Origin of the sequence: Nocardioides sp., from assembly GCF_036493135.1 — a bacterium.
GTDB lineage: Bacteria > Actinomycetota > Actinomycetes > Propionibacteriales > Nocardioidaceae > Nocardioides.
The window spans coordinates 25,686-51,865 of sequence record NZ_DASXQG010000095.1 but is presented as its reverse complement, the minus strand read 5'-3'; the positions used below and the strand labels follow the sequence as shown (position 1 = coordinate 51,865).

20 protein-coding genes are annotated in these 26,180 nt (G+C 71.4%); 5 read left to right on the top strand and 15 right to left on the bottom strand.

Features of this window, described 5'->3' with window-relative positions:
• Positions 1 to 269: 269 nt before the first annotated feature.
• The gene (locus tag VGJ24_RS18145) at positions 270 to 4,841 is read left to right on the top strand and encodes an ATP-dependent helicase (protein ID WP_331502049.1); all 4,572 of its coding nucleotides are present in this window, start codon (positions 270 to 272) and stop codon (positions 4,839 to 4,841) included.
• Positions 4,834 to 5,619, top strand: coding sequence for an Fpg/Nei family DNA glycosylase (locus VGJ24_RS18140; RefSeq protein ID WP_331502048.1), 786 nt, complete (start codon positions 4,834 to 4,836; stop codon positions 5,617 to 5,619). The genes VGJ24_RS18145 and VGJ24_RS18140 overlap by 8 nt, the downstream gene beginning before the upstream one ends.
• Before the next feature lie 3 nt (positions 5,620 to 5,622).
• Here the strand turns inward: VGJ24_RS18140 and VGJ24_RS18135 are convergent, their stop codons facing one another.
• The 3 genes from VGJ24_RS18135 to VGJ24_RS18125 all read right to left on the bottom strand — a co-directional run bounded on the left by VGJ24_RS18135 (position 5,623) and on the right by VGJ24_RS18125 (position 7,019).
• Entirely contained in the window at positions 5,623 to 6,093 is a 471-nt protein-coding gene (locus VGJ24_RS18135; protein ID WP_331502047.1) for a nuclear transport factor 2 family protein, read from the bottom strand.
• 46 nt (positions 6,094 to 6,139) lie between these two features.
• Positions 6,140 to 6,439: a helix-turn-helix transcriptional regulator gene (locus VGJ24_RS18130; protein WP_331502046.1), complete on the bottom strand. Its 300-nt coding sequence runs from the start codon at positions 6,437 to 6,439 to the stop codon at positions 6,140 to 6,142.
• A 73-nt stretch (positions 6,440 to 6,512) separates the two neighbouring features.
• Positions 6,513 to 7,019: a CinA family protein gene (locus VGJ24_RS18125; RefSeq protein WP_331502045.1), complete on the bottom strand. Its 507-nt coding sequence runs from the start codon at positions 7,017 to 7,019 to the stop codon at positions 6,513 to 6,515.
• Between the two features lie 38 nt (positions 7,020 to 7,057).
• On the opposite strand from VGJ24_RS18125, the gene VGJ24_RS18120 reads away from it, so the two are divergent.
• Positions 7,058 to 8,833, top strand: coding sequence for a glycoside hydrolase family 15 protein (locus VGJ24_RS18120; RefSeq protein WP_331502044.1), 1,776 nt, complete (start codon positions 7,058 to 7,060; stop codon positions 8,831 to 8,833).
• 9 nt (positions 8,834 to 8,842) lie between these two features.
• On the opposite strand, the gene VGJ24_RS18115 is transcribed toward VGJ24_RS18120, so the two are convergent.
• The 6 genes from VGJ24_RS18115 to VGJ24_RS18090 all read right to left on the bottom strand — a co-directional run bounded on the left by VGJ24_RS18115 (position 8,843) and on the right by VGJ24_RS18090 (position 18,714).
• Positions 8,843 to 11,698 carry an ExeM/NucH family extracellular endonuclease gene (locus tag VGJ24_RS18115; protein WP_331502043.1) on the bottom strand — a complete coding sequence of 952 codons (2,856 nt, stop codon included), beginning with the start codon at positions 11,696 to 11,698 and terminating at the stop codon, positions 8,843 to 8,845.
• Between the two features lie 126 nt (positions 11,699 to 11,824).
• A complete protein-coding gene (gene pgsA / locus VGJ24_RS18110) occupies positions 11,825 to 12,430 on the bottom strand; it encodes a CDP-diacylglycerol--glycerol-3-phosphate 3-phosphatidyltransferase (RefSeq protein WP_331502042.1) in 606 nt (201 codons plus the stop codon).
• Entirely contained in the window at positions 12,427 to 13,875 is a 1,449-nt protein-coding gene (locus VGJ24_RS18105; RefSeq protein ID WP_414691115.1) for a MiaB/RimO family radical SAM methylthiotransferase, read from the bottom strand. The genes pgsA and VGJ24_RS18105 overlap by 4 nt, the downstream gene beginning before the upstream one ends.
• A gap of 60 nt (positions 13,876 to 13,935) precedes the next feature.
• Positions 13,936 to 15,576, bottom strand: a complete 1,641-nt coding sequence (locus tag VGJ24_RS18100; RefSeq protein WP_331502041.1) for a helix-turn-helix domain-containing protein — start codon at positions 15,574 to 15,576, stop codon at positions 13,936 to 13,938.
• A gap of 1 nt (position 15,577) precedes the next feature.
• Entirely contained in the window at positions 15,578 to 18,121 is a 2,544-nt protein-coding gene (locus tag VGJ24_RS18095) for a DNA translocase FtsK (RefSeq protein WP_331502040.1), read from the bottom strand.
• An 86-nt stretch (positions 18,122 to 18,207) separates the two neighbouring features.
• Positions 18,208 to 18,714 (bottom strand): mycothiol transferase, encoded by a 507-nt coding sequence (locus tag VGJ24_RS18090; protein ID WP_331502039.1) that lies wholly within the window; start codon positions 18,712 to 18,714, stop codon positions 18,208 to 18,210.
• Positions 18,715 to 18,761: 47 nt separating this feature from the next.
• On the opposite strand from VGJ24_RS18090, the gene VGJ24_RS18085 reads away from it, so the two are divergent.
• On the top strand, positions 18,762 to 19,397 hold the full coding sequence (locus tag VGJ24_RS18085; protein ID WP_331502038.1) for a lysoplasmalogenase: 636 nt from the start codon (positions 18,762 to 18,764) through the stop codon (positions 19,395 to 19,397).
• Between the two features lie 40 nt (positions 19,398 to 19,437).
• On the opposite strand, the gene VGJ24_RS18080 is transcribed toward VGJ24_RS18085, so the two are convergent.
• The 3 genes from VGJ24_RS18080 to VGJ24_RS18070 all read right to left on the bottom strand — a co-directional run bounded on the left by VGJ24_RS18080 (position 19,438) and on the right by VGJ24_RS18070 (position 22,707).
• A complete protein-coding gene (locus VGJ24_RS18080; protein WP_331502037.1) occupies positions 19,438 to 21,123 on the bottom strand; it encodes a ribonuclease J in 1,686 nt (561 codons plus the stop codon).
• 24 nt (positions 21,124 to 21,147) lie between these two features.
• Positions 21,148 to 22,035, bottom strand: a complete 888-nt coding sequence (gene dapA, locus VGJ24_RS18075) for a 4-hydroxy-tetrahydrodipicolinate synthase (RefSeq protein WP_331502036.1) — start codon at positions 22,033 to 22,035, stop codon at positions 21,148 to 21,150.
• A gap of 225 nt (positions 22,036 to 22,260) precedes the next feature.
• A complete protein-coding gene (locus VGJ24_RS18070; protein WP_331502035.1) occupies positions 22,261 to 22,707 on the bottom strand; it encodes a DUF6069 family protein in 447 nt (148 codons plus the stop codon).
• Between the two features lie 207 nt (positions 22,708 to 22,914).
• Here VGJ24_RS18070 and VGJ24_RS18065 point away from each other — a divergent pair, with 207 nt between their 5' ends.
• The gene (locus tag VGJ24_RS18065; protein WP_331502034.1) at positions 22,915 to 23,277 is read left to right on the top strand and encodes a YciI family protein; all 363 of its coding nucleotides are present in this window, start codon (positions 22,915 to 22,917) and stop codon (positions 23,275 to 23,277) included.
• Between the two features lie 133 nt (positions 23,278 to 23,410).
• Here VGJ24_RS18065 and VGJ24_RS18060 read toward each other — a convergent pair whose 3' ends face one another.
• From VGJ24_RS18060 to VGJ24_RS18050, 3 genes are read right to left on the bottom strand one after another with little or no spacing between them, the layout of a single operon-like run.
• Entirely contained in the window at positions 23,411 to 24,337 is a 927-nt protein-coding gene (locus tag VGJ24_RS18060; RefSeq protein WP_331502033.1) for an LLM class F420-dependent oxidoreductase, read from the bottom strand.
• Between the two features lie 22 nt (positions 24,338 to 24,359).
• Positions 24,360 to 25,247, bottom strand: coding sequence for a carbohydrate kinase family protein (locus VGJ24_RS18055; protein ID WP_331502032.1), 888 nt, complete (start codon positions 25,245 to 25,247; stop codon positions 24,360 to 24,362).
• Complete coding sequence (locus tag VGJ24_RS18050) at positions 25,244 to 26,152, bottom strand: pseudouridine-5'-phosphate glycosidase (RefSeq protein WP_331502031.1); 909 nt, start codon at positions 26,150 to 26,152, stop codon at positions 25,244 to 25,246. Before VGJ24_RS18050 ends, VGJ24_RS18055 begins: the two co-directional genes overlap by 4 nt.
• Positions 26,153 to 26,180 lie beyond the last annotated feature (28 nt).

The window sequence follows — 26,180 nt, the reverse complement described above, 5'->3', positions numbered from 1 at the left end:
CCCCACTCCGCCGTGACGACAACCGTCCAGGTGACGCTAAAGAGGTGGGCCGAGGAGGTTCCAGGTCGGCAGGGTACGCGCGCGCTCAGCCGGTTCGCGACGATGTTCTTCGCCGAGAGGGAGGCAGGGCCTCGGAGCTGGCCCGGGTCCTGCGGCCTGGGGGACGGGTCTGCGTGGCCGCGTGGGCAGAGCTCCAAGAGAACCCCGGCTGCGCGGCCACCTGCACCTGAGGCGCCGCCGCTGTCGGTCCGGTGAGCAAGGATGGCTCCATGGCCGACTTCCCCGCGTCCCTGGAGCGCTTCAGCGCGCCGACGCGCGAGTGGTTCGGAGCCGCGTTCGCCGAGCCGACGGCGGCGCAGGCGGGTGCCTGGCAAGCGATCGCCGACGGTCAGCACGCGCTGGTGGTCGCGCCGACCGGCTCCGGCAAGACGCTCTCGGCGTTCCTGTGGGCGATCGACCGGCTGTTGACGCGGCCACGACCCGCCGAGAAGGGCACGCGGGTCCTCTACGTCTCCCCGCTCAAGGCGCTGGCGGTCGACGTCGAGCGCAACCTGCGCGCGCCGCTGATCGGCATCCGGCAGACCGCCGACCGACTGGGCAACCGACTGCCCGACGTGACCGTCGGCATCCGCTCGGGCGACACCCCGGCGGCCGAGCGGCGCACCCTGGCGCGCACGCCGCCCGACATCCTGATCACGACCCCCGAGTCGCTGTTCCTGATGCTGACCAGCCGGGCCCGCGAGAGCCTGCGCACGATTGAGACCGTGATCGTCGACGAGGTGCACGCGGTCGCCGGCACCAAGCGCGGCACCCACCTCGGCATCACCCTCGAGCGCCTCGACGCCCTGCTCCCGAAGCCGGCCCAGCGCATCGGGCTGTCGGCGACGGTCCGGCCCCTGGAGGAGGTGGCGCGGTTCCTCGGTGGGACGACCCCGGTCGAGATCGTGGCGCCCCCGTCGGCCAAGGAGTGGGACCTCAAGGTCGTCGTCCCGGTCGAGGACATGACCCAGCCGGGGGAGTACGACGACTCCCGCCCAGACGACGAGCAGGGTGCCGACGACGACAGCGGACGCGAAGCCTCCTCGATCTGGCCGCACGTGGAGAACCACGTCGCCGACCTGATCGGGCAGCACCGCTCGACCATCGTCTTCGCCAACTCCCGGCGCCTGGCCGAGCGGCTGACCGCGCGGCTGAACGAGATCGCCGCCGAGCGAGCCGGGGTCGACGTCGACACCGACGGAGCCCCGCCCGCTCAGGTCATGGCGCAGTCGGGTACGTCGTACGCCGCGGCCCCGGTGATCGCCAAGGCCCACCACGGCTCGGTGTCCAAGGAGCAGCGCGCGATCATCGAGGACGACCTCAAGCGCGGGCGACTGCCCTGCGTGGTGGCGACGAGCAGCCTCGAGCTCGGCATCGACATGGGCGCGGTCGACCTGGTGATCCAGATCGAGTCACCGCCGAGCGTGGCCAGTGCGCTCCAGCGGGTCGGCCGGGCCGGCCACCAGGTCGGTGAGGTGAGCCGGGGCGTGCTGTTCCCCAAGCATCGAGGTGACCTGGCCCAGACTGCCGTGGCCGTCCAGCGCATGCGCGACGGTCAGATCGAGGCGCTGCGCATCCCGACGAACCCGCTCGACGTGCTGGCCCAGCAGGTCGTCGCCATGGTGGCGATGGAGGCCTGGTCGTCGGACGAGGTGTTCGACCTCGTGCGTCGCTCCGCGTCGTACACGGGGCTGCCCCGGGGCGCCTTCGACGGCACGCTCGACCTTCTCAGCGGTCGCTACCCGAGCGACGAGTTCGCCGAGCTCCGGCCTCGTGTCGTCTGGGACCGCGTCACCGGGCAGCTCACCGGCCGCCCCGGCGCACAGCGCCTGGCCGTCACCAGCGGTGGCACCATCCCCGATCGCGGCCTCTTCGGCGTGTTCCTCGTCGGTGCCGGAAATGAGCAGAGTGGTCCCGGTCGACGCGTGGGCGAGCTCGACGAGGAGATGGTCTACGAGTCGCGGGTCGGCGACGTCTTCGCCTTGGGTGCCACCAGCTGGCGGATCGAGGACATCACCCACGACCGGGTCCTGGTGACGCCCGCCCCCGGCATCCCCGGACGGCTGCCGTTCTGGAAGGGCGACGCGCTCGGCCGCCCGGCCGAGCTGGGCGAGGCGATCGGCGCGTTCACCCGCGACCTGGCGTCGGCGAAGCGCGAGCCGGCGGTCGCGGCCGCCGAGGAGCGCGGTCTCGATGCGTGGGCCGCCGACAACCTCGTCGGCTACGTCCACGAGCAGGTCGAGGCCACCGGCGTCCTGCCCAGCGACCGCAGCCTGGTCGTCGAGCGGTTCCGCGACGAGCTCGGCGACTGGCGCCTGGTCGTCCACTCGCCGTACGGCACCCCGGTCCATGCCCCGTGGGCGCTGGCCATCAATGCCCGGCTGCGCGAGAGGTACGGCGTCGCCAACATGGGGAGCCAGGCGATCGCCTCCGACGACGGCATCGTGATCCGCATCCCCGACACCGACGCCGAGCCGCCGACCGGCGAGGTGATCGGGTTCGAGCCGGACGAGATCGACGACCTGGTCACCCAGGAGGTCGGCGGATCCGCGCTCTTCGCGGCCCGGTTCCGCGAGTGCGCCGCCCGCGCGCTCCTGCTCCCCCGCCGCGACCCCGGGCGACGCTCGCCCCTGTGGCAGCAGCGCCAGCGCAGTGCCGCGCTGCTCGAGGTCGCCGTGAAGTACCCGTCGTTCCCGATCGTGCTCGAGGCCGTCCGCGAGTGCCTCCAGGACGTCTACGACCTGCCCGCCCTGGTCGCCCTGATGCGGCGTGTCCAGCGTCGCGAGGTCGGCATCCACGACGTCGACACCCACCAGCCTTCGCCGTATGCCCGCAGCCTGCTCTTCGGGTACGTCGCCCAGTTCGTCTACGAGGGCGACTCCCCCATCGCCGAACGCCGCGCCGCGGCGCTCTCGCTCGACCAGGGCCTGCTCGCGGAGCTGCTGGGCCGGGCCGAGCTCCGCGAGCTGCTCGACCCCGAGGTGCTCGCCGAGGTCGAGGCGATGCTCCAGCGCACCGATCCCGAGCGCCGGGCGCGCGACGCCGAGGGCGTCGCCGACCTGCTCCGCTGGCTGGGCCCGGTCACCGTCGACGAGGTCGCCGACCGCAGCGTCGACGGCGCCGATGCCATCGCCTGGCTCACCTCACTCACCGACACTCGCCGTGCGGTCGCGGTCCGGATGGCCGGCGAGGAGCGGTGGGCCGCCATCGAGGACGTCGGCCGCCTCCGCGACGGCCTCGGCGTACCGGTGCCGCAAGGCGTCCCCGACGCCTTCACCGAGGCCGTCGGCGACCCGCTCGCCGACCTGGTCAGCCGATATGCCCGGACCCACGGCCCGTTCACGATCGCCGACGTCTCCGCCCGGCTCGGCCTCGGCGCCGCCGTCGTCCGGCAGACCCTTCAGCGGCTCGGCGCCCAGGGGCGGGTCCTCGAGGGCGAGTTCCGACCGGCGGGCTCGGGCACGGAGTGGTGCGACGCCGAGGTGCTCCGGCTCCTGCGCCGACGCTCCCTGGCCAGACTCCGACGCGAGGTCGAGCCCGTCGAGCCTGCCGCGCTCGGCCGGTTCCTGCTCGCCTGGCAGCACGTCGACCGGCCACGGCGCGGCCCGCGCGGCGTCGACGGCCTGCTCCAGGTGGTCGATCAGCTCGCCGGGTACGCAGCCCCCGCGTCCGCCTGGGAGTCGCTGATCCTGCCGAGCCGGGTCGCCGACTACGAGCCGGCGCTCCTCGACGAGCTGACCGCCTCCGGCGAGGTGACCTGGGTCGGCCACGCCAGCCTCCCCGGCAGCGACGGCTGGGTGTCGCTCCACCTCGGCGACCAGGCTCCGTTGACGCTGCCCCTTCCCGATCCGGGCGACGAAGCGCCGGTCGGCGAGCTCCACCGAGCCGTGCTCGACGCGCTGGCGCCCGGAGGTGCCTGGTTCTTCCGGCAGCTCCAGGCCGCGACCGGCGGCACGGACCGCGAGCTGGCCGAAGCCCTCTGGGAGCTGGTCTGGTCCGGCCGCGTCACCAACGACACCTTCGCTCCGCTGCGTGCCCTCGCCGGGTTCGGGTCCGGCACCCACCGCGCTCGCCGTACCACCCCGCGAGCACGACCGGTCCGGGCCGGCGTCCGGCCACCCCCGCCCACCACCACCGGGCGCTGGGCGATCGTTCCCGAGGTCGATCCCGACCCGACGCGGCGGGCTCACGCGACGGCCGAGCGGATGCTCGAGCGGTACGGCGTGGTCACCCGCGGCGCGGTGATGTCCGAGCGGACGACCGGAGGGTTCGCGGCGGTCTACAAGGTCCTGTCGGCGTTCGAGGACTCCGGTCGCTGCCGACGCGGCTACTTCGTCGAGGGGCTCGGCGCGGCCCAGTTCGGCACCGCCGGCGCGATCGACCGGCTGCGCACGTTCACCGAGGTCGGTGGCGAACAGGACAAGCCCGAGGCCGTCACTCTCGCGGCCACCGACCCGGCCAACCCGTTCGGCTCGGCCCTCCCCTGGCCCGAGCGCGAGACCTCGGGCGGTCACCGGCCCGGGCGCAAGGCAGGCGCGCTCGTCGTCCTGGTCGACGGCGCCCTCACCCTCTACGTCGAGCGGGGCGGCCGCACGCTGCTGACCTGGTCCGACGAGGCGGCTCTGCTGCGGCCGGCCGCGCTCTCGCTGTCGGAGGCCGGGCGCCGGGGAGCTCTGGGCCGGATGACGGTGGAGAAGGCAGACGGTGAGCAGATCCTCGGCGGCGGATCGACCCCGCTACGCGAGGCGCTCGACGCGGCCGGCTTCGTCTCGACACCCCGAGGACTGAGGTTGCGTGCCTGAGGGCGACACCGTCTGGCGCGCGGCTCGGCAGTTGGACCGTGCTCTGTCCGGGAAGACCCTGACCAGCACCGACGTCCGGGTGCCGGCGTACGCCACCTGGGACCTGTCGGGCGCGACCGTTGTGGACACCGTCTCGCGCGGCAAGCACCTGCTGACCCGCATCGACGCACACGAGCGCTGGACGCTGCACACCCACCTCAAGATGGAAGGCTCCTGGCGGATCCTCGAGCCGGGACAGAAGTGGCCGCGCCCGGGCCATACGGCCCGGATCGTGCTCGAGACCGACGACACGGTCGCGGTCGGCTTCCAGCTCGGCATCGTCGAGATCGTGGCCCGCGACCGAGAGTCCGAGATCGTCGGTCACCTCGGCCCGGACCTGCTCGGTCCCGACTGGGACGCCGACGAAGCCGTCCGCCGCCTCCGGGAGCAGCCCGAGCGCACGATCAAGGAGGCCCTGCTCGACCAGACCCGGCTGGCCGGCGTCGGAAACATGTACGCCAACGAGCTCTGCTTCATCTCCGGCGTCGCTCCCGAGACACCGGTCGGCGCTGTGCCGGACCTGCATCGGATGGTCGCCCGCGCCCACCAGCTGCTCGACCTCAACCGGCACCGCGGGGTCCAGTCCACGACCGGCGACCTGGGGCGCGGCCGGAACTTCTGGGTCCACCAGCGCGGCGGTCGGCCGTGCCGCCGCTGCGGCACTCGAGTCGTCGAGACGATGCTCGGTGACGTCGGCCGCGAGCGGACGACGTACGCGTGTCCGGCCTGCCAGCGGTAGCGCTCAGAGATCCAGGTCGCTCAGGCCCGGGTGGTCGAGCGGACGGGGCCCGCCGAGGTCCCAGTGGAACTTCCGGTCGGCTTCGTCGATCGGGACATCGTTGATGCTCGCGTGCCGCCGCGCCATCAGGCCGTTCTCGTCGAACTGCCAGTTCTCGTTGCCGTAGGACCGGCACCACGCGCCGTCCCGGTCGTGCCATTCGTAGGCGAAGCGCACCGCGATCCGGTCCGAGTCGAACGCCCACATCTCCTTGATCAGCCGGTAGTCCAGCTCCTTGGCCCACTTCCGGGTCAGGAAGGCGATGATCGCCGGTCGCCCCTGGAAGAACTCCGAGCGGTTCCGCCACCGGCTGTCGGGCGTGTAGGCCAGCGCGACCCGCTCGGGGTCACGGGTGTTCCACCCGTCCTCGGCGCCCCGCACCTTGGCCACGGCGGCGTCTCGGGTGAACGGCGGCAACGGCGGCCTGGACTCCATGGGTTTCACTCCTCCCGACGGAGTGACCACCCTACGTCTGAGCGGATCAGGCAGCGGACGCGGACGCCACGACCGGACGACGAACCGTCAGCGGCGTCGGCGCGGTGGCGGCCTCCTCGACGGCGACCGCGACGGACACGTCGCGCAGCACCTCGGACAGCGGGGCGTCCAGGGCGGAGCACAAGGACGCCAGCAGCTCGGAGGAGGCTTCCTTCTGGCCGCGCTCGATCTCGGAGATGTAGCCCAGGCTGACCCGGGCCTCGGCCGAGACCTGACGCAGGGTCAGCCCCTGCTCCAGGCGGCGCTCGCGGAGGACATCACCCAACTGGCGGCGGAACAGCGCCATGGGGTCCTCCTTGCCTGTTGCGGTCGATCTGTGCGCTCGACCAGTTTCGATCGGTGCGGTGTTGTCGGAAACGCTACCCGAGCGGGGGTTGTTCCCCACGGAGAATCCCACACAGCGCCGACAACGCCTCCCGACACGCCCGGTCCTGGATCTGGTGCCGATCGCCGACCAGCTCCATCGTGACCGCCGCTACGCCGTCCGGTCCGGCGATGCCGACGAACACCGTGCCGACCGGCTTCCCCTCCTGGGCGTCGGGCCCCGCGACACCCGTCGTGGCCAGGGCGTACGTCGCGCCGGTCACGACGCGGCACCCTTCGGCCATGGCCCTGGCGCACTCGCTCGAGACCACGCCGTACCGCTCGACGAGGTCCTCCGGCACGCCGAGCAGCGTCTCCTTCAGCACCGTGGCGTAGGTGACGAAGCCGCCCAGGTAGCTCGCCGACGCACCCGGGACCGCGGTCACCACGGCGGCCAGCCGGCCGCCCGTCAGCGACTCCGCGGTGGCCAGCGTCGCTCCTGCGGCACCGAGCAGCGCCAGCACCTCCGCGCCGTCGGCCCGGCGCGACGTACGACGCCTCATGGCCGGGGAGCCTAGTGGGCGGGGTTACAGTCGCGACCGTGAGCCGGCCGATCGAGGACTACGCGATGATCGGCGACCGGAGCACCGCAGCGCTGGTCGGGAGGAACGGCTCGATCGACTGGCTGTGCCTCCCCCGCTTCGACTCGCCCGCCTGCTTCGCGGCACTTCTCGGCGACGAGGAGAACGGGCACTGGCAGCTGTGCCCGGTCGGCGACTACCAGGTCTCGCGGGCGTACGTCGAGAACTCGGCGGCGCTGCAGACGACGTTCAGTACCGACACCGGCGTGGTCACCCTGCTCGACGTGATGCCCACCGGCAACGGCCGGATCGACATCGTGCGGAGGGTCACCGGCGTGAGGGGCACCGTGCGGATGCACCACGAGTGGGTGGTGCGCTTCGAGTACGGCACCGCCCGCCCGTGGATCCGCCGGCGGCTGGAGGACAGTGACGAGCCGGCGATCACCGCGGTGGCAGGGCCGGACAAGCTCGTCCTGCGCGGTGCCCGCTTGCCCGAGGCCTCCGGCAACCGTCACGTCGACGACTTCGACGTCCGCGAGGGCGACATCCTGACGTTCTCGACCACGTGGCTGCCGTCTCACTTCCGGACACCGGGTCCCCATCCGGCGCTGGTCGACGAGACGATCCACGACGAGGTCACCTGGGTCGCCCGGCTCGACCTCACCGACGTCCCGCACGCGGACGTCGTACGCCGCTCCCTGCTGACGCTGCACCTGATGACCCACGTCGACACCGGCGGCATCGTGGCGGCGCCGACGACCTCGCTGCCGGAGGACTTCGGCGGCGAGCGCAACTGGGACTACCGCTACTGCTGGCTGCGCGACGCCGCGCTCACCATCAACTCGCTGATCGAGGCGGGCGCCACCGAGGAGGCGCGCTTCTGGCGCGACTGGCTGCTGCGGGCGGTGGCGGGCGACCCCGCCGACCTCCAGATCATGTACGCCGTCGACGGCTCGCGGCGGCTCACCGAGCTCACCATCGACGGCCTGCCGGGCTACGGCGGAGCGCGTCCGGTCCGCATCGGGAACGGCGCGGTCGACCAGCGGCAGACCGACGTCATCGGCGAGGTGATGCTCGCCCTCGAGGCCGCGCGCGAGTCCGACCTGGGGCAGAGCGATGACACCTGGAGCCTGCAGCGGGTGCTGATCGACCACCTCGCCGAGACCTGGCAGGACCGCGACAACGGGCTCTGGGAGATCCGCGGCCCGCGGCAGCACTTCACCCACTCGCGGGTGATGGTGTGGGTCGCGTTCGACCGTGCGGTGGAGGCGGTCGAGCGGCACGGGCTCGAGGGCGACGTCGACCGCTGGCGCGACCTGCGCGACCGGGTGCGTGACGAGGTGATGACCCAGGGCTTCGACGCGAACCGCAACACCTTCACCCAGCACTACGACACGCACGAGGTCGACGCCTCGCTCCTGATGCTGCCGCTGGTCGGCTTCGTGGAGGCCGACGACCCGAGGATGCTGGGCACCGTCGCGGCCATCGAGGAGGACCTGATGCGCGACGGTCTGCTGCTGCGCTACCGCACCCAGACCGGCGTGGACGGCCTGGCCGGCCACGAGCACCCGTTCCTGGCCTGCTCCTTCTGGCTGGTCTCGACGTACGCCGCGGCCGGGCGACTGGACGACGCGCACGCGTTGTTCGACCGCCTGTGCGGGTTCACCAATGACGTCGGTCTGCTGTCGGAGGAGTACGACGCCGAGCACGGCCGGATGGTCGGCAACTTCCCGCAGGCCTTCAGCCACCTGACGCTGGTACAGGCGGCCTTCGCCCTGCGCACGGCCGCCGGCTGACAGGCGCTCCTACGGGTTGCCGTTGGTGACGGTGATGTCGACCTTGGCGTGGCCGGGCTGGGTGACATCGTCGCCGGCGTACTCCACCTCGACCTCGCGGACGCCCGCGCTCGGGAACGGGCCCACCACGAAGCTCGCGGTCCCGCCGCTGAGCGTGGTCGTACCGACCGTCACGCCGTCCACCAGGATCTTGACCTCGCCGGTCGGCGTGACGCCCTGGGCACCCGTCACCGTCACGTCGACGCGCGACGTGTCCTTCTTCTTCCTCACCGCGCTCGGGGTCGCGGTGGCGCTCACGGTCGAGGCCTGCTGGCTGAACGGCGCGCTCAGGCCGACCAGCTCCGGGTTGTGGTCGGACGCCCGGAACTGGTTGGGCTGGTACAGCAACGTGGCGTTGTAGTTGTAGCGGCTGTACTCGAAGCCCACGGACTCCTCGGCGTTGATCTGCCAGACGTCGCGAGCGGTGACCATCGTGGCCGCCGCCGCGTTCGCCAGGACGTGGTCGAGCGAGCCCGCTTGGCCGTCGAACTCGTACGACGTGTCCTTCTGGTCGTCACTGGGCTGGTTGATGAACCCGTTCTGGTACAGCACCTGCATCGGGTCCTCCTGGGTGTAGGAGTTGAAGTCACCCACCAGGAAGATCTTCTTGGTGCCGTCTGCCTGCGCCGTCGCCTTCGCGAAGTCGACGAGCGCGTGCGCCTGCCGGACCCGGTCGCCGTTGAAGGCGCCCTGGATGCCGTTGGCGTTGTCACCCGTCGCCGGCGGCGAGCTGTCGCCCTTCGACTTGAGGTGGTTCACGACCACCAGGAAGCCGTCGGAGTCGAGGGCACCCTTGCGCTTGAACTCCTGGGCCAGCGGCTCACGCGCGTTCGCGAACGGCTGTCCGTCACCGGACTGGTTCGACAGCACCTGGGACGAACCGACCAGCTGCACGGTGTTCGGGTTGTAGATGAACGCCGTACGGATGACGTCCTGCTCCGCAAGGGGTGGGAGGTCGGCCGGGTCCGGCGACGGGGCGTACGCCCAACGGGTCGTGCCCGCATCGGCGTTCAGCGCGTCGACGAGCGACTTCAGGGCGTCGTCACGGTCGCTCTCGCCAAGAGCGGCGGAGTTCTCGATCTCCTCCAGCGACATGATGTCGACGTTCATGGTGTTGATCGCCTTGACCTCCTTGACCTGCTGCCGCTCGAAGTCGGCCTTCGGGTCGGAGAGGTCGGTGCCACCACTGGACTCCGCCGCGCCACGCGGACCGTTGTCGGAGCAGACGTTGTCTCCGACCGGGTCTCCGGTGCGGTCGTTGAAGAACGTGCAGGTGTGGCCCTGGGCGATCCAGTCCTTGCCGGTGGTGTTGAAGTAGTTCAGCACGTTGAAGGTGCCGAGCTCGATGTCACCGCCGACCGGCTGCGGCGTCAGGTTGGCCGTCCGGGTGTCGCCGAACGTCGCCCACTCGTGACCGTCGCCCCGCACCTGGCTGGTCGGCTGGAGCTCCCACAGGTTGTTGCGGTAGTCCAGGATCATCGGCTGGTGGAGCGTGGCCGTCGATCCGATGCGCACCGGGTTGGCGGGGTTCAGCCAGGTCATCGGGGTGTTCTTGTCGGTGGTCAGGAAGTTCCAGCTCGACCCGTCATTGAGCACGACGCCGCGCGCTGCGTTGTCGGCCTGGACGGCGGCGACCTGCGCGGGCTCGAGGTTCGGGTTGTAGAGGTCGGTCGGCTGCCACAGCTGGTGGTCGCCAGTGGCCAGCCCGATCTCACCGAACTGGTTGGTGTCGAAGTTGTCGGTGACCGTGAAGGGGTCGGTCGGCGAGATCAGCTCGCTCTCGTGAGCCTCTCGCCCGTCAGCCGTCGTCGGGTAGGCCATGCCGCGCGCCTGGACGCCGCCGAGCGGTGGGGTGCCGAGGTCCTGGACGTCGGCGGCCTTGACGCTCAGCTCGGTCAGTCCGTTGAACTCGCTGACGTCGCCGGTGACCTGGACGTACTGCCCGACCTCGACGGTCACGGCGCCCGAGGGCTGGTGCACGAAGATCGCGTCGGAGGCGCCGGGGGTCGCGTCGGTTCCGCTCCCGGTGCCGTCGGTCTGGAGCACGTAGCCGAAGAAGCCGCCGGTCGGGTACGCCGCGGTCACCACGCCCTGGGTGATCACCGGGTCGCCGACCAATGGGGACGAGGCTCCGGTGCCCTGGATCTCCGCGATCGTGTGCTCGGTCGGCGGCACGATCACCGGGTTGCTGTTCTCGGGCGACGGGGCCGCCAGTGAGAAGTCCACGGAGTTGTTGTCCGAGTCGCCACCGGTGGCACTGCGGTTGAGCGAGTTCGTCGTGCTGGCCGCCGCGCCCGCCGCCATGGTCTCGAACGAGGTTGCGGTGGTCTGGCCGACCATGTCGACGACGCCCGCCACGCCTTTCATGTCGCCGGTCGTGGTGATCGCGCTGCTCTGGCTGAGCAGGAACACCTGACCGCCACCCGCCGCCATGCTGAATCCGGCCGGGCCGGCGTCGGGGGTCGGCAGGGCCGTGCCGTTGGCGCCGGGGGATCCCATCTGGATCAGGTAGTGACCGTGGGCCGGGACGCTGCCGGTGAGGGCGAACGGCGTACCGCCGCTGCTGCCCGCGGCCGAGCGGTAGTGGATGTAGTCGCCGGCGACGCTGACGTCGGCGCTGGTCGGGTTGTAGAGCTCGACGTAGTCGGCGTTGAGCAGCGCGCCGGAGTTGCCCCCAGCGCCGTACACCTCGCTGATGACCAGCCCGGTGCCCGACGGGTTGGCGTCGGCGCCGGCGAGCAGGGCCCCGCCGGGGATGGTGGCGCCGAGCGCCAGGACGGTGGAGGCGATGAGCACACGCGTGCGTGCGCGAGCGAAGGAGAACATGAAGCGGGAGGGTCCTTCCGAGCCGAGAGCCGAGAGCGCCGGGATGCCGACGACAGTGTGGTGCGCGTCACCCTAGTACGACGTGGGGGGCCGGAGCACCAGCGGGACGTGGCGTCCCGGTGAACGTCACGTGGCGCGGATGGACTCGCGCTGTCGCCACACGTCCCGGAAGAACTCGTAGCCGGACCAGAGGGTCATCGCAACGGCCGCGGCGAGAGTCGCCTGGAAGGCGTAGAACAGCACCACGCCCGCGTCGTGGAGTGGTGGGTCCAGCTGGCGCAGCGGCAGGCAGAGGCCGGTCAGCGCGACGACCTGGAGGGCCGTCTTGACCTTGCCGCTCCGGGCGGCGGCGACGACGACGTGCTTGAGGATCGACAGGCGGAGCAGGGTGACCGACCACTCCCGGAGCAGGACCACGATCGTCACCCACCACCAGACGTCGCCGACGATCGAAAGCCCCACGAAGGCCATCCCGGTCATCGCCTTGTCGGCGATCGGGTCGGCGATCTTGCCGAAGTTGGTCACCAGACCGCGCGAGCGCGCGATGTCGCCGTCGACCTTGTCGGTGACCATCGCCACCACGAAGAGCAGCGTGGCCACGCAGCGCCAGACGATCGAGTCGCCGCCGTCGTGCAGGAGGGCGTAGCCGAAGAAGGGGACGATCAGGATCCGCAGCCCGGTGAGCACGTTGGGCAGGTTCCAGTTCCCGACGGTCGCAGCCTGCTCGGTCATGCGCACGGCTCCGCGACGAGGTCGGCCCCCTCGGTCGCGACGACGGTGGCGGCCACGAGGTCTCCGATGCGGTGGGCACCCGCGGCCAGCCGGGTGGTGCCGTCGACCTCGGGCCCCTGATGGTCGGCGCGCCCCTCGGCCGTGCCGTCCTCGACCGACTCGACGAGCACCACGACCCGCTCGCCGATGCGCTCATCGGCCCGCTCGGAGGTCAGCTGCTCGACCAGGTCGGTGACGTGCTCGACCCGGGCCCGGATCTCGTCGTCGTCGAGCTTGCCGTCGAACGCGGCCGCCTCGGTGCCGTCCTCGTCGGAGTAGCCGAAGACGCCGGTGACGTCGAGCCGGGCGGCGACCAGGAAGTCGCAGAGGGTCTGCAGGTCGTCGTCGGTCTCACCGGGGAAGCCGACGATCACGTTCGACCGCACGCCGGCGGTCGGCGCGAAGGCACGGACCTGCTCGAGGAGCCCGAGGAAGCTCTCGGGATCACCGAACCGCCGCATCCGACGTAGCACCGTCGCGCTGGCGTGCTGGAAGGAGAGGTCGTAGTAGCAACTGACGCCCGGCGTCGTCGCGATCGCCTCGACCAGGCCCGGCCGGGTCTCGGCAGGCTGGAGGTAGGACACGCGTACCCGCTCGATGCCGTCCACCGCCGCCAGCTCGGGCAGCAACGTCTCCAGGAGCCTGAGATCGCCGAGGTCCTTGCCGTACGACGTGCTGTTCTCGCTGACCAGGAAGACCTCGCGGACGCCCTCACCGGCCAGCCAGCGGGCGTCCGCCATGACGTCGGAGGGGCGGCGGCTCACGAAGGAGCCACGGAAGCTGGGGATCGCGCAGAACGAGCACCGACGGTCGCACCCGCTGGCCAGCTTCAGTGGCGCCATCGGGCCACCGGCCAGGCGGCGGCGTACGGTGCGCGGGCCGCTTGCCGGAGCGTGCACGCCGATGCCGTCGGTCGAGCCTGCCCGGACCACGGCGTGCCCGGGCACCGACACGGCGCTCGCATCGCGCTCCGTCGGCGAGATCGGGAGCAGCTCCCGACGGTCGCGCGGCGTGTGCGGGTGCAGCGCCTCGCCGGCCAGGATCGAGCGCAGTCGGGCCGCGATCTCGGGATAGTCGTCGAACCCGAGCACCGCATCGGCCTCGGGCAGCGACTCGGCGAGGCCCTTGCCGTACCGCTCGGCGAGACAGCCCACCGCGACGACCGCCTGCGTGCGTCCGGACCCCTTGAGATCGGCGGCCGCGAGGAGCGTGTCCACGGAGTCCTTCTTGGCCGCCTCGACGAACCCGCAGGTGTTCACGACGACCGTCTCGGCGTTCTCCGGGTCGTCGACCAGCCGGAACCCGTCGGCGGCCAGCCGTCCGGCGAGCTCCTCGGAGTCGACGTCGTTACGCGCGCAGCCCAGCGTGACCAGGGCGACGGACACGTCGCGGTGTGTGGTTGTCATCAGGGCCGAGTATGCCGCCCCGTGGCTATGGGTCCCGCTTCCGCGGCCGGGTGGGTGACCTCACCGGCGTACGACGTAGGTCTGGGTGGTTGGTCGGCCCGCTGGCCCCATGCGCCCGCGGTCCTGCCCGCCCACCGTCACCTTCACCGACCCGTCGGTCGACTGGATCCGCACCGGCGGAGACGCCTGCACGGTGTGCCGCTGTCCGTGGTACAGGTCGCCGGAGAACACCAGCTTCCCGGTGCCGTCACGGACCACGACCCTCGCCCCCGTGCCGGCCGCGCTGACGGTGACCGGCACCGGATCGGCGACGGCGGCGTGGCCGTGGTTCGGCCCGCCGGACCCGGTGAGCGCTGCCTGGTCGGGCGTCTGGTCGGGGCCGCCGGTGACGAGCCGCGCCACCGACCAGCACAGGATCAGCGCCATCACCGCAGCCACGAGCACGGACCAGTTCGGGCCGCCGCGGGTCGCGCGGATCGAGCCGGCGCCGGCCAGCTCCGCCTCGAACACTCGCCGCGGATCGATCGGCGCGTCGGCGTAGCGCTCGTCGTACGTCGCGACGATCGGGCCGGCCTCCACCCCGAGCACCCGGCCGAGGGTGCGCAGATGTCCACGCGCGTAGAAGTCCCCACCGCAGGCGCTGAAGTCGTCGACCTCGATCGCCTCGATCACGTGCGGGCGGATGCGGGTACGGTCGGCGAGCTCGTCGACCGACAGCCCGAGCCGCTCGCGGGCGACCGCGAACTGCGGACCGATCACCGGGTCGGGCGGCGGATGGGCCACGTCGTCGTCGATGAGCAGAGTGCCCTCGACGTCGGGAGCGGCGTGCAGATCGCCCCACATCTGGGTGTCCTCCTCGAGCAGCTCCAGCGGCTCGAGCTCGGCGCGCGTCTCGCGGCGCACCTCGGCACGGGCCGCCGCGATGGTCTCGCGGGCCGGCTCGGGGGTCTCGCTGGCGACGACCTCTGGCTCCTCCTCGACGGCCTCGTCGAGGACCTCGACCGCGTCTCCGCGATCCGGGCGCTCGACGCGTGCGGCGACCACACCGATCAGGTGCGCGATCGCGGGCCGCGGGTCGGGGACCTGGCGAGGACGCGGCGCGGACTCCCCGTCCGACGCCGGCTCGACGACCGGTGCCCGGCCGGCGGCGAGCTCGCGCAGCGCCGTCGTCAGGTTGGGCTCGGCTCCGACGACACGGGTGCTCAGGCCGAGCGGTACGACGAGCGGCCAGGCGTGCATCCGGCGGTTGAAGCGGGCGATCCGCCGACCCCCGGGATCGAGATCCTCCAGCACCCGCTGCACGTAGTGGGTGCGAACGGTGAGCAGCCCGTCGCGCCACCAGCCGCGCCGGGCGCGGTGCTCGACCTCCTGCAGGCCCGCCCACGGCAGGCCCACCCAGGATCGGCCCAGCCGCAGCCGGACGCCGAGGTCGTCGGCGACGAGCAGCGGCGTGCGTGCGTCCAGCAGCGCGGCGAGGTTGGCGATCCCGACCAGGCCGAGCACGATCGCCAGCAACCAGTCGAGGACGCCACCGCCACCGGCGGCACGGGCGAGATAGGCCACCGCGACCAGCGAGGCGCCGGCCCCCAGCCCCGCGGTGAGCCCCGGGCTGCGGCGTACCTCCACGAGGTGCTCGGGTGCGGTGACCGGCCCCCCGATGGTCTCCAGGACGGACTCGTCGTGCGCGGTGTCGATGCTCATGTCAGGCCCCCATCTCCCCGTGAAGGGTGGCGATCAATACGTCGATCTCGTCGGGTTTCACCAGTACGTCGCGTGCCTTCGAGCCCTCCGAGGGCCCCACCACGCCACGGCTCTCCAGGATGTCCATCAGCCGCCCGGCCTTCGCGAAGCCGACGCGGAGCTTGCGCTGGAGCATCGAGGTGGACCCGAACTGCGTCGACACGACCAGCTCGACGGCCTGGATGACCAGGTCGAGGTCGTCGCCGATGTCGTCGTCCAGCTCCCGCTTGCTCTGTGGCGGTGCGGTCACGTCTTCGCGGTACGTCGGCGCGAGCTGCTTCTTGCAGTGCGCGACGACCTGGTGGATCTCGGCCTCGGTGACCCACGAGCCCTGGACGCGCACGGGTTTCGACGCGCCCATCGGCAGGAACAGCCCGTCACCCTGGCCGACCAGCTTCTCGGCACCGGGCGTGTCGAGGATGACGCGGCTGTCGGCGAGGCTGGACGTCGCGAACGAGAGTCGCGAGGGCACGTTCGCCTTGATCAGACCGGTCACCACGTCGACGCTCGGGCGCTGGGTCGCGAGCACCAGGTGGATGCCCGCGGCTCGCGCGAGCTGGGTGATGCGTACGACGGCGTCCTCGACGTCGCGCGGCGCGATCATCATCAGGTCAGCCAGCTCGTCGACGACGACCACCAGATAGGGGTACGGCGCGACCTCGCGCTCGCTGCCCGGCGGCACCGTGACCTTGCCGGCACGCACGGCCTTGTTGAAGTCGTCGATGTGCCGGAAGCCGAAGTTGGCCAGGTCGTCGTACCGCAGGTCCATCTCACGCACGACCCAGGCCAGCGCCTCGGCGGCCTTCTTCGGGTTGGTGATGATCGGCGTGATCAGGTGCGGGATGCCCTCGTAGGCGTTCAGCTCGACCCGCTTGGGGTCGATCATGATCATCCGCACCTCGTCGGGCGTCGAGCGCATCAGAAGTGAGGACACCATCGAGTTGATGAAGCTCGACTTGCCGGAGCCGGTGGCGCCGGCGACCAGCAGGTGGGGCATCTTCGCCAGGTTGGCGACCACGAAGCCCCCCTCGACGTCCTTGCCGAGCCCGACCACGAGCGGGTGGTGGTCGGAGCGGGCGGTGCCGGACCGGAGGACGTCGCCGAGCGAGACGATCTCCTTGTCGGCGTTGGGGATCTCGATGCCGATCGCGGACTTGCCCGGGATCGGGCTGAGGATCCGTACGTCGGCCGAGGCGACGGCGTAGGCGATGTTCTTCGAGAGCGCGGTGACCTTCTCGACCTTGACCGCGGGGCCGACCTCGACCTCGTAGCGGGTGACCGTCGGCCCGCGCGTGTAACCGGTCACCTGGGCGTCGATGCCGAACTCCTCGAGCACCTGCGTCAGTCGGCCGACCACCTCGTCGCTGGCCCGGGAGCGGGCCTTGTGCGGCGAGCCGGGACGCAGCACCTGGTTGTTGGGGAGGCTGTAGACCACGTCGCCGGAGAGCTCGAGCTGCTCCATCCGGTCGGGCAGCGGCGTGTGCGGCGGGGGGACCATGTCGGTAGCCGTGTCGTCGTCCGGGCCGGCGACCTGGATCGCCTGGGTCGCGTCACCGTCGGTCTGGGTGTCCTCGAGCTCGCCGCGCTTACGACGCTTCTTCAGCTCGCGGTCGCTCAAGACCGGGCTGTCGTACGCCGGGTCGCCCGGTTCCGCGTCGTCGTCGAGGATCGGGCCGCGGCGCCGGCTGCGCACGCCGTTCTCGGGCAGGTCGGACTGGTCGACCGGCGTACGGCCGAGCATCCGGTCGCGGAACGCCGCGAGCTTGACGGGCACCTGGAACACCGGCGTTGCGGTGATCACCAGGATCCCGAAGAACGCCAGCAGGAGAAGCAGCGGCACCACGACGTACGCCGTGCGCAGCAGGTCGAGAAGCAGGCTCGACACGACGTATCCGATGGCGCCGCCGGCGTTCTGCAGGTCGGAGGAGTCGCCGTTGACCGGCGCGGGGTTGCCGGCCGCGATGTGCACCGTCCCCAGGACGCCGAACCCGAGGGCGATCCAGCCGACGACCTGACGCCCGGCCGGGCCGTTGGTCTCCGGGTCACGCATGTTGCGCCAGCCGATCCAGACCAGGATCAGTGGCACCAGCCAGCCGACCTTGCCTACGGAGCCGGCGACGACGGTGTGGACGCCCTCCATCAGGCCTCCGGGCAGCTGCCACCAGACGGCGCCCGCGACGACGACCGCGAGCCCGAACAGGAACAGGCCGACCCCGTCGCGCCGGTGCTCGGGCTCGAGGTCGCGGGCGGTCCGCCCGATCTTGCGGGCGACGGCGCCGACGGCGTGTGCGATGCCGAGCCAGACCGCGGCGATCCCGCGGCCGAGCGCGGCGAACAGACGCAGGACCGGACCGCGCCCCGAGCGGACAGCTCGGGGCGCCGGACGCCGTTTGCGCGCGGACGAGCGTGGTCGCTTCTTCGACGTACTCCGGGAACGCGTAGAAGGCCGCGCGGATGTCTTGGCCCTGCTCCGCGAACCCGGCGGGGAAGACGTACGGGTCGCCATGGTGACGAATCTAGGTCACCGTCACTCCAGTCACACGGACCACACGCCGCGCGCGGGTCGCCGTCTCGGGACGCTGGTCTGAGGGGCTACCTCCGCTCGAGCAGCCCGCGGACGTACTGCGCCTGTCCGAGGTGGGCGTTCACCTCGTTGACGACGCTGATCAGCCGGACGCCCAGGGTCACCGGCGGGTCCCACGCCGCGTCGACGACCCGGTCGAGGTCGTCGGGCCCGAGCGAGGCGACGTACGCCGCGGTGCGTGCCGCCACCGCCTCGTAGTACCCCGTCAGCAGGTCGCCGCTGACCCGCACCTTGCCGACGTCGGCGGCGCTCATGGAGTAGCCGTGCTCGTGCACACCGAAAGGCAGTCCGAACCGCTGGGCCCAGCCCTCGGCGACCCACACCTGCTCCGTGCCAGTCACGCCGGCAACGTGGTCGTCCTCGATGCGGGTCAGGTGCCACACCAGCCAGGCGATGGAGTTGGCCTCGGGGTCTGGTCGCCAGGCGAGGTCGTCGTCGCTGAGGCCTGCGACGAGGTCCGGCATCTGCTCGCGGACGCGCCCGAGGGCGTCGGCGAGGAGCTCGCTCACGTTCATGCCGCCACCCTGGCACGGGGCGCCGACAGGCCTGTCATGCTGCCGCCGTGGAGTTGGTCTGGGTGCTGCCGGCGGTGCTCGCGCCGGTCGACTGGTACGCCGTGGCGCGCGGCGACCGGCGTATCGAGACCTGGGCGAAGCCGGCCACCGTGGTCGGCCTGATCGTGGTCGCTCTCGTCCTCGGCGCGGCCGACACGTCCGCCGGACTCTGGCTCATCGTCGCCCTGGCCTTCGGCCTCGCCGGCGACGTGTTCCTGCTCGGCGACTCCGACACCCGCTTCCGGCTCGGACTCGCGGCGTTCCTGGTCGGCCATGTCGCGTTCGTCGTCTCCTTCGTCCGGCTCGGGCTCGACCCGGCGGGGTGGGCCTGGGCAGCCTGGGCGGTGCTGTTCGCCTGCCTGCTCGCGACCCGGCAGGTGGCGCCCGCGACATACCTCCGCTCCGGCTGGGCGCTCGCGGCCCCGGTCGGGCTCTACACGATCGTGATCGGGGCGATGGTGATCGTGGCCTTCGACACCGGGGATCCCACGATCGCCGTCGGCGCGACGGTGTTCGCGGCCAGCGACTCGATCCTGGCCGTCAACCGGTTCGTCAGGCCCTTCCCCTGGGCACCGGTGGCCGTGATGGTCACCTACCACGTCGGCCAGGCGCTGATCGTGGCCGGTGTGTTGGCGGCCACGTGAGGTTGACGACCCCCTGATCGGCGCCGCGGTGCGTCCTTGCTCACGCCTCGATGACCACGGGGATGATCATGGGACGACGGCGCAGCTCGCGGTTGACCCAGCGGCCCACGACCCGGCGTACGACCTGCTGGAGCTGGTAGGTGTCGTCGGTGCCCTCACGGATCGCCCGGTCGATCGCGTCGATGATCGGCTGCTTGATGTCGTCGAACGCCTTGTCGTCCTCGGCGAACCCGCGCGCATGGATCTCGGGGCCGCTGGAGACCTTGCCGCTGACCGAGTCGATCACCACGATCACCGAGACGAATCCCTCCTCGCCGAGGATCCGGCGGTCCTTGAGGTCGGACTCGGTGATGTCGCCGATGTTGGAGCCGTCGACGAAGACGTAGCCGCAGTCGACCTTGCCGGCGATGCTCGCGACACCCTCGATCAGGTCGACGACGACGCCGTCCTCGGCGATGACGACGTTCTCGACGCCGGTGGCCCGGGCGAGGTCGGCGTTGGCCTTCATGTGCCGGAACTCGCCGTGCACGGGCAGCACGTTGCGCGGCCGGACGACGTTGTAGGCGTAGAGGAGCTCGCCGGCGCTGGCGTGGCCGGAGACGTGCACCAGCGCGTTGCCCTTGTGCACGACCTTCGCCCCGAGCCGGGTGAGGCCGTTGATCACCTTGTAGACGGCGTTCTCGTTCCCGGGGATCAGGGAGCTGGCGAGGATGACGGTGTCGCCCTCCTCGATGTGCACGAAGTTGTGGTTGCGCTGGGCGATCCGGCTGAGCGCGGACATCGGCTCGCCCTGGCTCCCGGTGGAGATCAGCACCTGACGCTCGGGCGCGAGGTCGGCGAGATCCTTGGCGTCGACCATCACGTCGGGCGGGACGTGGAGGTAGCCGAGGTCCTGGGCGATGCCCATGTTGCGGACCATCGAGCGCCCGACGTACCCGACCTTGCGGCGGTGCCGGACCGCCGTATCGAGCACCTGCTGCACGCGGTGCACGTGGGAGGCGAAGCAGGCGACGATGATCCGCTGGTCGCTGCCGGAGAAGACGCTGTCGAGGACCGGCGCGATGTTCTGCTCGGACGTGGTGAAGCCGGGGACCTCGGCGTTCGTGGAGTCGGTGAGGAAGAGGTCGACGCCTTCCTCCCCCAGTCGCGCGAAGGCGCGGAGGTCGGTGATGCGGCCGTCGAGCGGGAGCTGGTCCATCTTGAAGTCGCCGGTGTGCAGGACCAGGGACGTGCCGGTGCGGATCGCGACGGCCAGGGCGTCGGGGATCGAGTGGTTGACGGCGACGAACTCGAGCTCGTACGGACCGAGCGTGAGCCGGTCGCCCGCCTTCACCTTGTGGTGGACGGTCTCCTTGAGCCGATGCTCGCGGAGCTTGGAGTCGAGGAGGGCGAGCGTCAGCTCGGAGCCGACCAGCGGGATGTCGCCGCGCTCGCGCAGGAGGTACGGCGTGGCGCCGATGTGGTCCTCGTGGCCGTGGGTGAGGACCAGCGCCTCGACCTGGTCGAGCCGGTCTCGGATCGCGTCGAAGTCGGGCAGGATCAGGTCGACGCCGGGGTGGGACTCCTCGGGGAAGAGGACGCCGCAGTCGACGATCAGCAGGCGACCGTCGTACTCGAGGACGGTCATGTTGCGACCGACCTCGCCCAGGCCGCCGAGCGGGTAGATCCGTAAGCCTCCCTTCGGCAGCTCGGACGGCGCGGAGAGCTCAGGATGCGGGTGACTCAAGGGGTTTTCTCTCTGGGTAGTGGGTCAGAGCAGCTGGGAGGCCTCGAGGCCGGCGCGTAGGGCGCCGACCTCGTCGTCCGTGAGCGGGACCAGAGGTCCCCGGACGTTGCGGTTGTCGAGGACGCCCAGCAGCTGCAGGCAGGCCTTGGCGGTGGTGGCCCCGTAGTTCGGGACACCCATGATCGCAGTGGTCGCCGGCAGCAGGCGCTGGTAGGTCTTCAGGGCTGCGGTGGTGTTGCCGTCGAGGAAGTCCTCGATCATCGAGCGGATCGGATGACCGGCCGCGTGGCCGACCACGCTGATCACGCCGCTCGCCCCGTGGGCGAGCCAGGCGAGGTTGGAGACGTCGTCGCCGCTGTAGATGGAGTACCCGAGCTCGAGCAGGCGTACGCCGCGCGCGAAGTCGCCGACCGCGTCCTTGACCGCCACCACGGTGTCGGACTTGATCCGCTCGTAGGTCTCGAGGCTGATCTGGGTGCCGGTGCGGCCGGGCACGTCGTACAAGACCACGGGGGTGCCGGTCGCCCCGACGACCTGCTCGAAGTGGTGGAGGACGCCCGCTTGGCCAGGCTTGCTGTAGTACGGCGTCACGAGGAGGAGCGCGTCCGCCCCCAGCTTCTCGGCCTGCTGGGCGAGCTCGATGCTGTGCGCGGTGTTGTTGGTGCCGACCCCCGCGATCACCGTCGCGCGATCGCCGACGGCATCCTTGACCACGCGCAGGATCTCGCCGCTCTCGCCCACGGACGTCGTCGGGCTCTCCCCCGTCGTACCACTCACGACCACGCCGTCGTGCCCGTGATCGACGAGATGGTGCGCGATCGCCGCCGTCCCGTCGAGGTCGACCTCGCCATCGTCGGTGAACGCCGTGGCCATCGCCGTCAGCATTCGCCCGAAAGGCGCCGGGGACGTCATGCGGCTCAGGCTACTCGGAGCTGGCCCCGCTCAGGCGTACCGACGGCCCTCCTCGACTCCCGGGCATGTCAACGCCCGCCGGCGGCGGGGCGCCGGCGGGCGCCGAATGGCATCCGTTGGGCATGGGGTCCCCGGATGCCGGCCCCCCTAGCAAGGCCAAGGCAACTGTACGAAGACGACCGAGCTGGCTCATCGCCTGAGTTGAGGAGCGTGGGGCAAAGAAGGTCAGCGTGTGCGCGCGAGCCGCCCCGCCAGGGTCGGCACCACGATCGCCGCGGCGACGGAGTGCAGCGTGATCAGGGTGGCCGCGGAGCCCGGGTCGAAGCCGAACGTGAGGTCGGGGACGAAGGACAGCGCGATCAGGGCGACCGACGTCCGCACGAACGTGACCCGCGGCCGGCGCGCCGTACGCGCCATCACGGCAGCGATGCCGACGCCGACGAGCGAGAAGACCAGCGTCAGCTGCGCGAACGCGGCGATCGGGATGCTCGTGCCGGTGCCGTCGGCGAACGAGACCCCGGCGGCCGAGGCGACCGTCGCGAGGACGGTCGTGGCGACCGAGGCGACCACGGCCGCGGCGACGCCGTGCCTCCAGACAGGCTGTCGCTGGCCGGCGGGGGCATGCGCGTCGGGGGTGACGCGGGTGGAGACATGGGCGGTGGTGGTGGACATGTCGGGCTCCGTTTCCTCTGCGGGCCGCGCGGTGCGACCTGCTCGTACCCCTTCCACGAACGTGCCATGACCGATCCGACAGGTCGCGAGAGAAATGCTCTGCTGGACCGGACACCGTCTGTGGCAGGTTGTCGGATCGGCGCGAGGGCTTTCGTGGTGGAGGTAGAAGGTGGTCATCGGGACCGCCTGGAACTGAGGAGGATCGAGATGACGCAGTATCTGTTGACCGTGCACGGACCCGCCGAGATGGACGAGTTCGGGAGCTACGGCTCCAAGGAGGAGATGGAGAAGGCGTTCGCCGCGACCGGCGTGTTCAACGACAAGCTTCACGCCGAGGGCTACTGGGTCTTCGCCGGTGGGCTTCAGCCGGCGTCCACGGCGACCGTCGTCGACGGCCAGGGTGAGGCGCCGGTGTTGACCGACGGGCCCTATCTCGAGACCAAGGAGGTCATCGGGGGCTTCTGGGTGATCGACGCTCCGGATCTCGACGTGGCGCTCAAGCTCGCGGCCGAGGGGTCGAAGGCCTGCCGGGGCAAGGTCGAGGTCCGTCCGTTCGACGGCCTCGCCTGAGCCGTCCCTGGAGAAACTGCACCGGATGGTCACGAACCGCAGGTCTCGGGCCCTCAGCCATGCGGTTCATGACCATTCGGTGGGTGGGCCCGGCATCGATCGCCGCGTCGCCACCGACCCGACCTGGTCGTGTTCAGACGTGCGGCATGACCTCGTCGGCCAGCAGGCCGATCTGGTCGAGGTCGTGGAGGTCGAGGACCTGGAGGTAGATGCGCTGCGAGCCCAGCGCGGCGTAGCGGCCGAGGGTGTCGACGATCTCCTGGGGCGTGCCGGCGAGGGCGTTCTCCCGGAGGTCCTCCGGCGTGCGGCCGATGAACTCGGCCCGCCGCTTGATCTCGTTCTCGTCGGCACCGCAGCAGACGGTGAGCGCGTTGGAGTAGACGAGCTCGTCGGGGTCGCGACCGATCTCCTCGCAGGCCGCTCGAACACGTCCGATCTGCTGCTCGGTGACGTCCAGGCCGACGAACGGCAGGTTGAACTCCGCGGCGTACCGGGCCGTCAGCGCCGGGGTGCGGTTCGCGCCCTTGCCGCCGATGATGATCGGCGGGTGCGGCTGCTGCGCGGGCTTCGGGAGGCCCGGTGAGTCGACGACGCTGTGCCGCGAGCCCTGGTAGGAGAACGTCTCGCCATCGGGCGTCGTCCACAGCCCGGTGAGGATCGCGAGATTGTCCTCGAGGTTGTCGAAGCGCTCGCCCGCGGGTGGGAAGGGGATGGCGTACGCCGCGTGCTCGGCGTCGTACCACCCCGCGCCGATGCCGAGCTCGACCCGCCCGCCGCTCATCTGGTCGACCTGGGCGACCGAGATCGCGAGCGGCCCGGGATAGCGGAAGGTCGCGGACGTCATCATCGTGCCGAGCCGGATCGTGTCCGTCTCCCGGGCGATGCCGGCCAGCGTCACCCACGAGTCGGTCGGTCCCGGTCGGCCGTCGACGTCCATCGCGAGGTAGTGGTCGGAACGGAAGAACGCCCCGAAGTCCAGCCCCTCGGCCAGTCGCGCGACGGTCAGCTGGTCGTCGTACGTCGCGCCCTGCTGAGGCTCGATGAAGATGCGCAGCTCCATGCCGCCCACCCTGTCACGGTGCTCAGGGCTCGGGCCGACCACCCGTCGTACGGCACGCGGCGGCCGCGAGCGCGTGCCCGTCGCGCAGGCACACTTCCGGCGCTGCCTCCCGGGCACGGGCCGCCAGGAAGCCGGCCGCGAACGCATCGCCGGCACCGGTCGTGTCGAGCTCGGGCCGGTCGAGCGCTTCGGCAGCCAGGGACGACGTTGCCTCGCCGTTGCTCCAGGTCGCCTCCCCGGATCCGGCGGTCACCACGGCCTGCCGACCGTCGGTCGCGAGCAACCTGGCGAGGTCCGCGGACGTCGCGGACGTGCCGACGAGGACGGCGGCCTCCTTCTCGTTGGCGAACAGCAGCGCGTCGCCGGGGACCATGTCCAGGAACCCACGCGGGCCAAGCTGCTCGAGCGGAGCGGCCGAGGCGGCGCCGACGGAGACGGTCATGCCCGCTGCGACGGCCGCGTGCAAGGCGTGGAGGGCGGCGTCACGAGAGTCCCGGAGCAGCGCGTAGCCCGAGACGTGCAGATGGTCGCCGGCCCGGAACTCGTCGATCGGTACGTCGTGCTCGAGCAGCGACAGGTTGGCGCCGGGATCGGGGACCATCGTCCGCTCCCCCGACGGTGCGACCAGCACCAGGCAGGTGCCGGTCGGCCTGGTGCGGTCCACCCCGAACCGCACGTCGACCCCGAGCCGGTGCAGGCTCTCGACCTGCGACTGGCCGGCCGGGTCGTCGCCGATCGCGCCGATGAACGTCGTTGTCTCCCCCACGCGGGCCAGCCAGGCTGCCGTGTTCGCGGCCGAGCCGCCCCCGACGTACGCGATGACCCCGGGGCTGTCCGACCCCTCGGCCAGCGGACCGAACAGCCGGGCGACGACGTCGACCATCAGGTCGCCCAGGCAGAAGAAGGTCACCGCGTCCGTCCCGCATAGGCCGACGCCACCTCGGCGGCGAGCCGGGCGTTGGACCTGACCAGCGCGACGTTGGCGCGCAGGGACTTGCCCTGGCTCTCGCGATGGAACCAGTCGAGGAGGTACGGCGTGACGTCCTTGCCGTGTACGTCGTCGCGCTCGGCGGCGGCGAGACCGGAGTCGAGCAGCCGGTCGTGAAGGACGCGGTCGAGCTCGTCCTCGGGGGCGATCGGGTTGGCCAGGATCAGTCCGAGGTCATCGGTGCCGACGGCGTCGCGCGCCGCCAGGATCGCGGCGACCTCGCCGGCGGACTCGACTCGCCATCCGACCTCGTGACCGGAGTCGGCGAGATAGAAGCCGGGGAAGCGGTCGGTGCGGTAGCCCAGCACGCCCACGCCCAGCGTCTCGAGCCGCTCGAGGGTGGCGCCGACGTCGAGGATCGACTTCACCCCCGCGCAGACCACGAGCACGCCGGTGCGGGACAGGGTGGTCAGGTCGGCGGACTCGTCGAAGGTGTCCTGGGCACCCCGGTGGACGCCACCGAGACCGCCGGTCGCGAAGACGATGATGCCCGCCCGGGCGGCGAGGTGTGCGGTGGAGGCGACGGTCGTCGAACCCACGCCGCCCCGGGCCGCGATGGCGGCCAGCTCGCGGACGCTGACCTTGACCGCATCCTCGTCGTTGGCGAGCCGGTCGAGCGCCGCGTCGTCGAGCCCGACCCGGGCCTCGCCGTCGATGACGGCGACCGTTGCCGGGACGGCACCGCCATCTCGGACCGCCTGCTCGAACTCCCGCGCCAGCCGCGCGTTGTCGGGACGCGGCAGACCGTGGCTGATGATCGTGCTCTCGAGCGCCACCACCGCGCGCCCGTCGGCCAGCGCGTCACGGACCTCGTCATGCACCCGCACGTCCGCCCCCTTGAAAACGGCTCGGTGT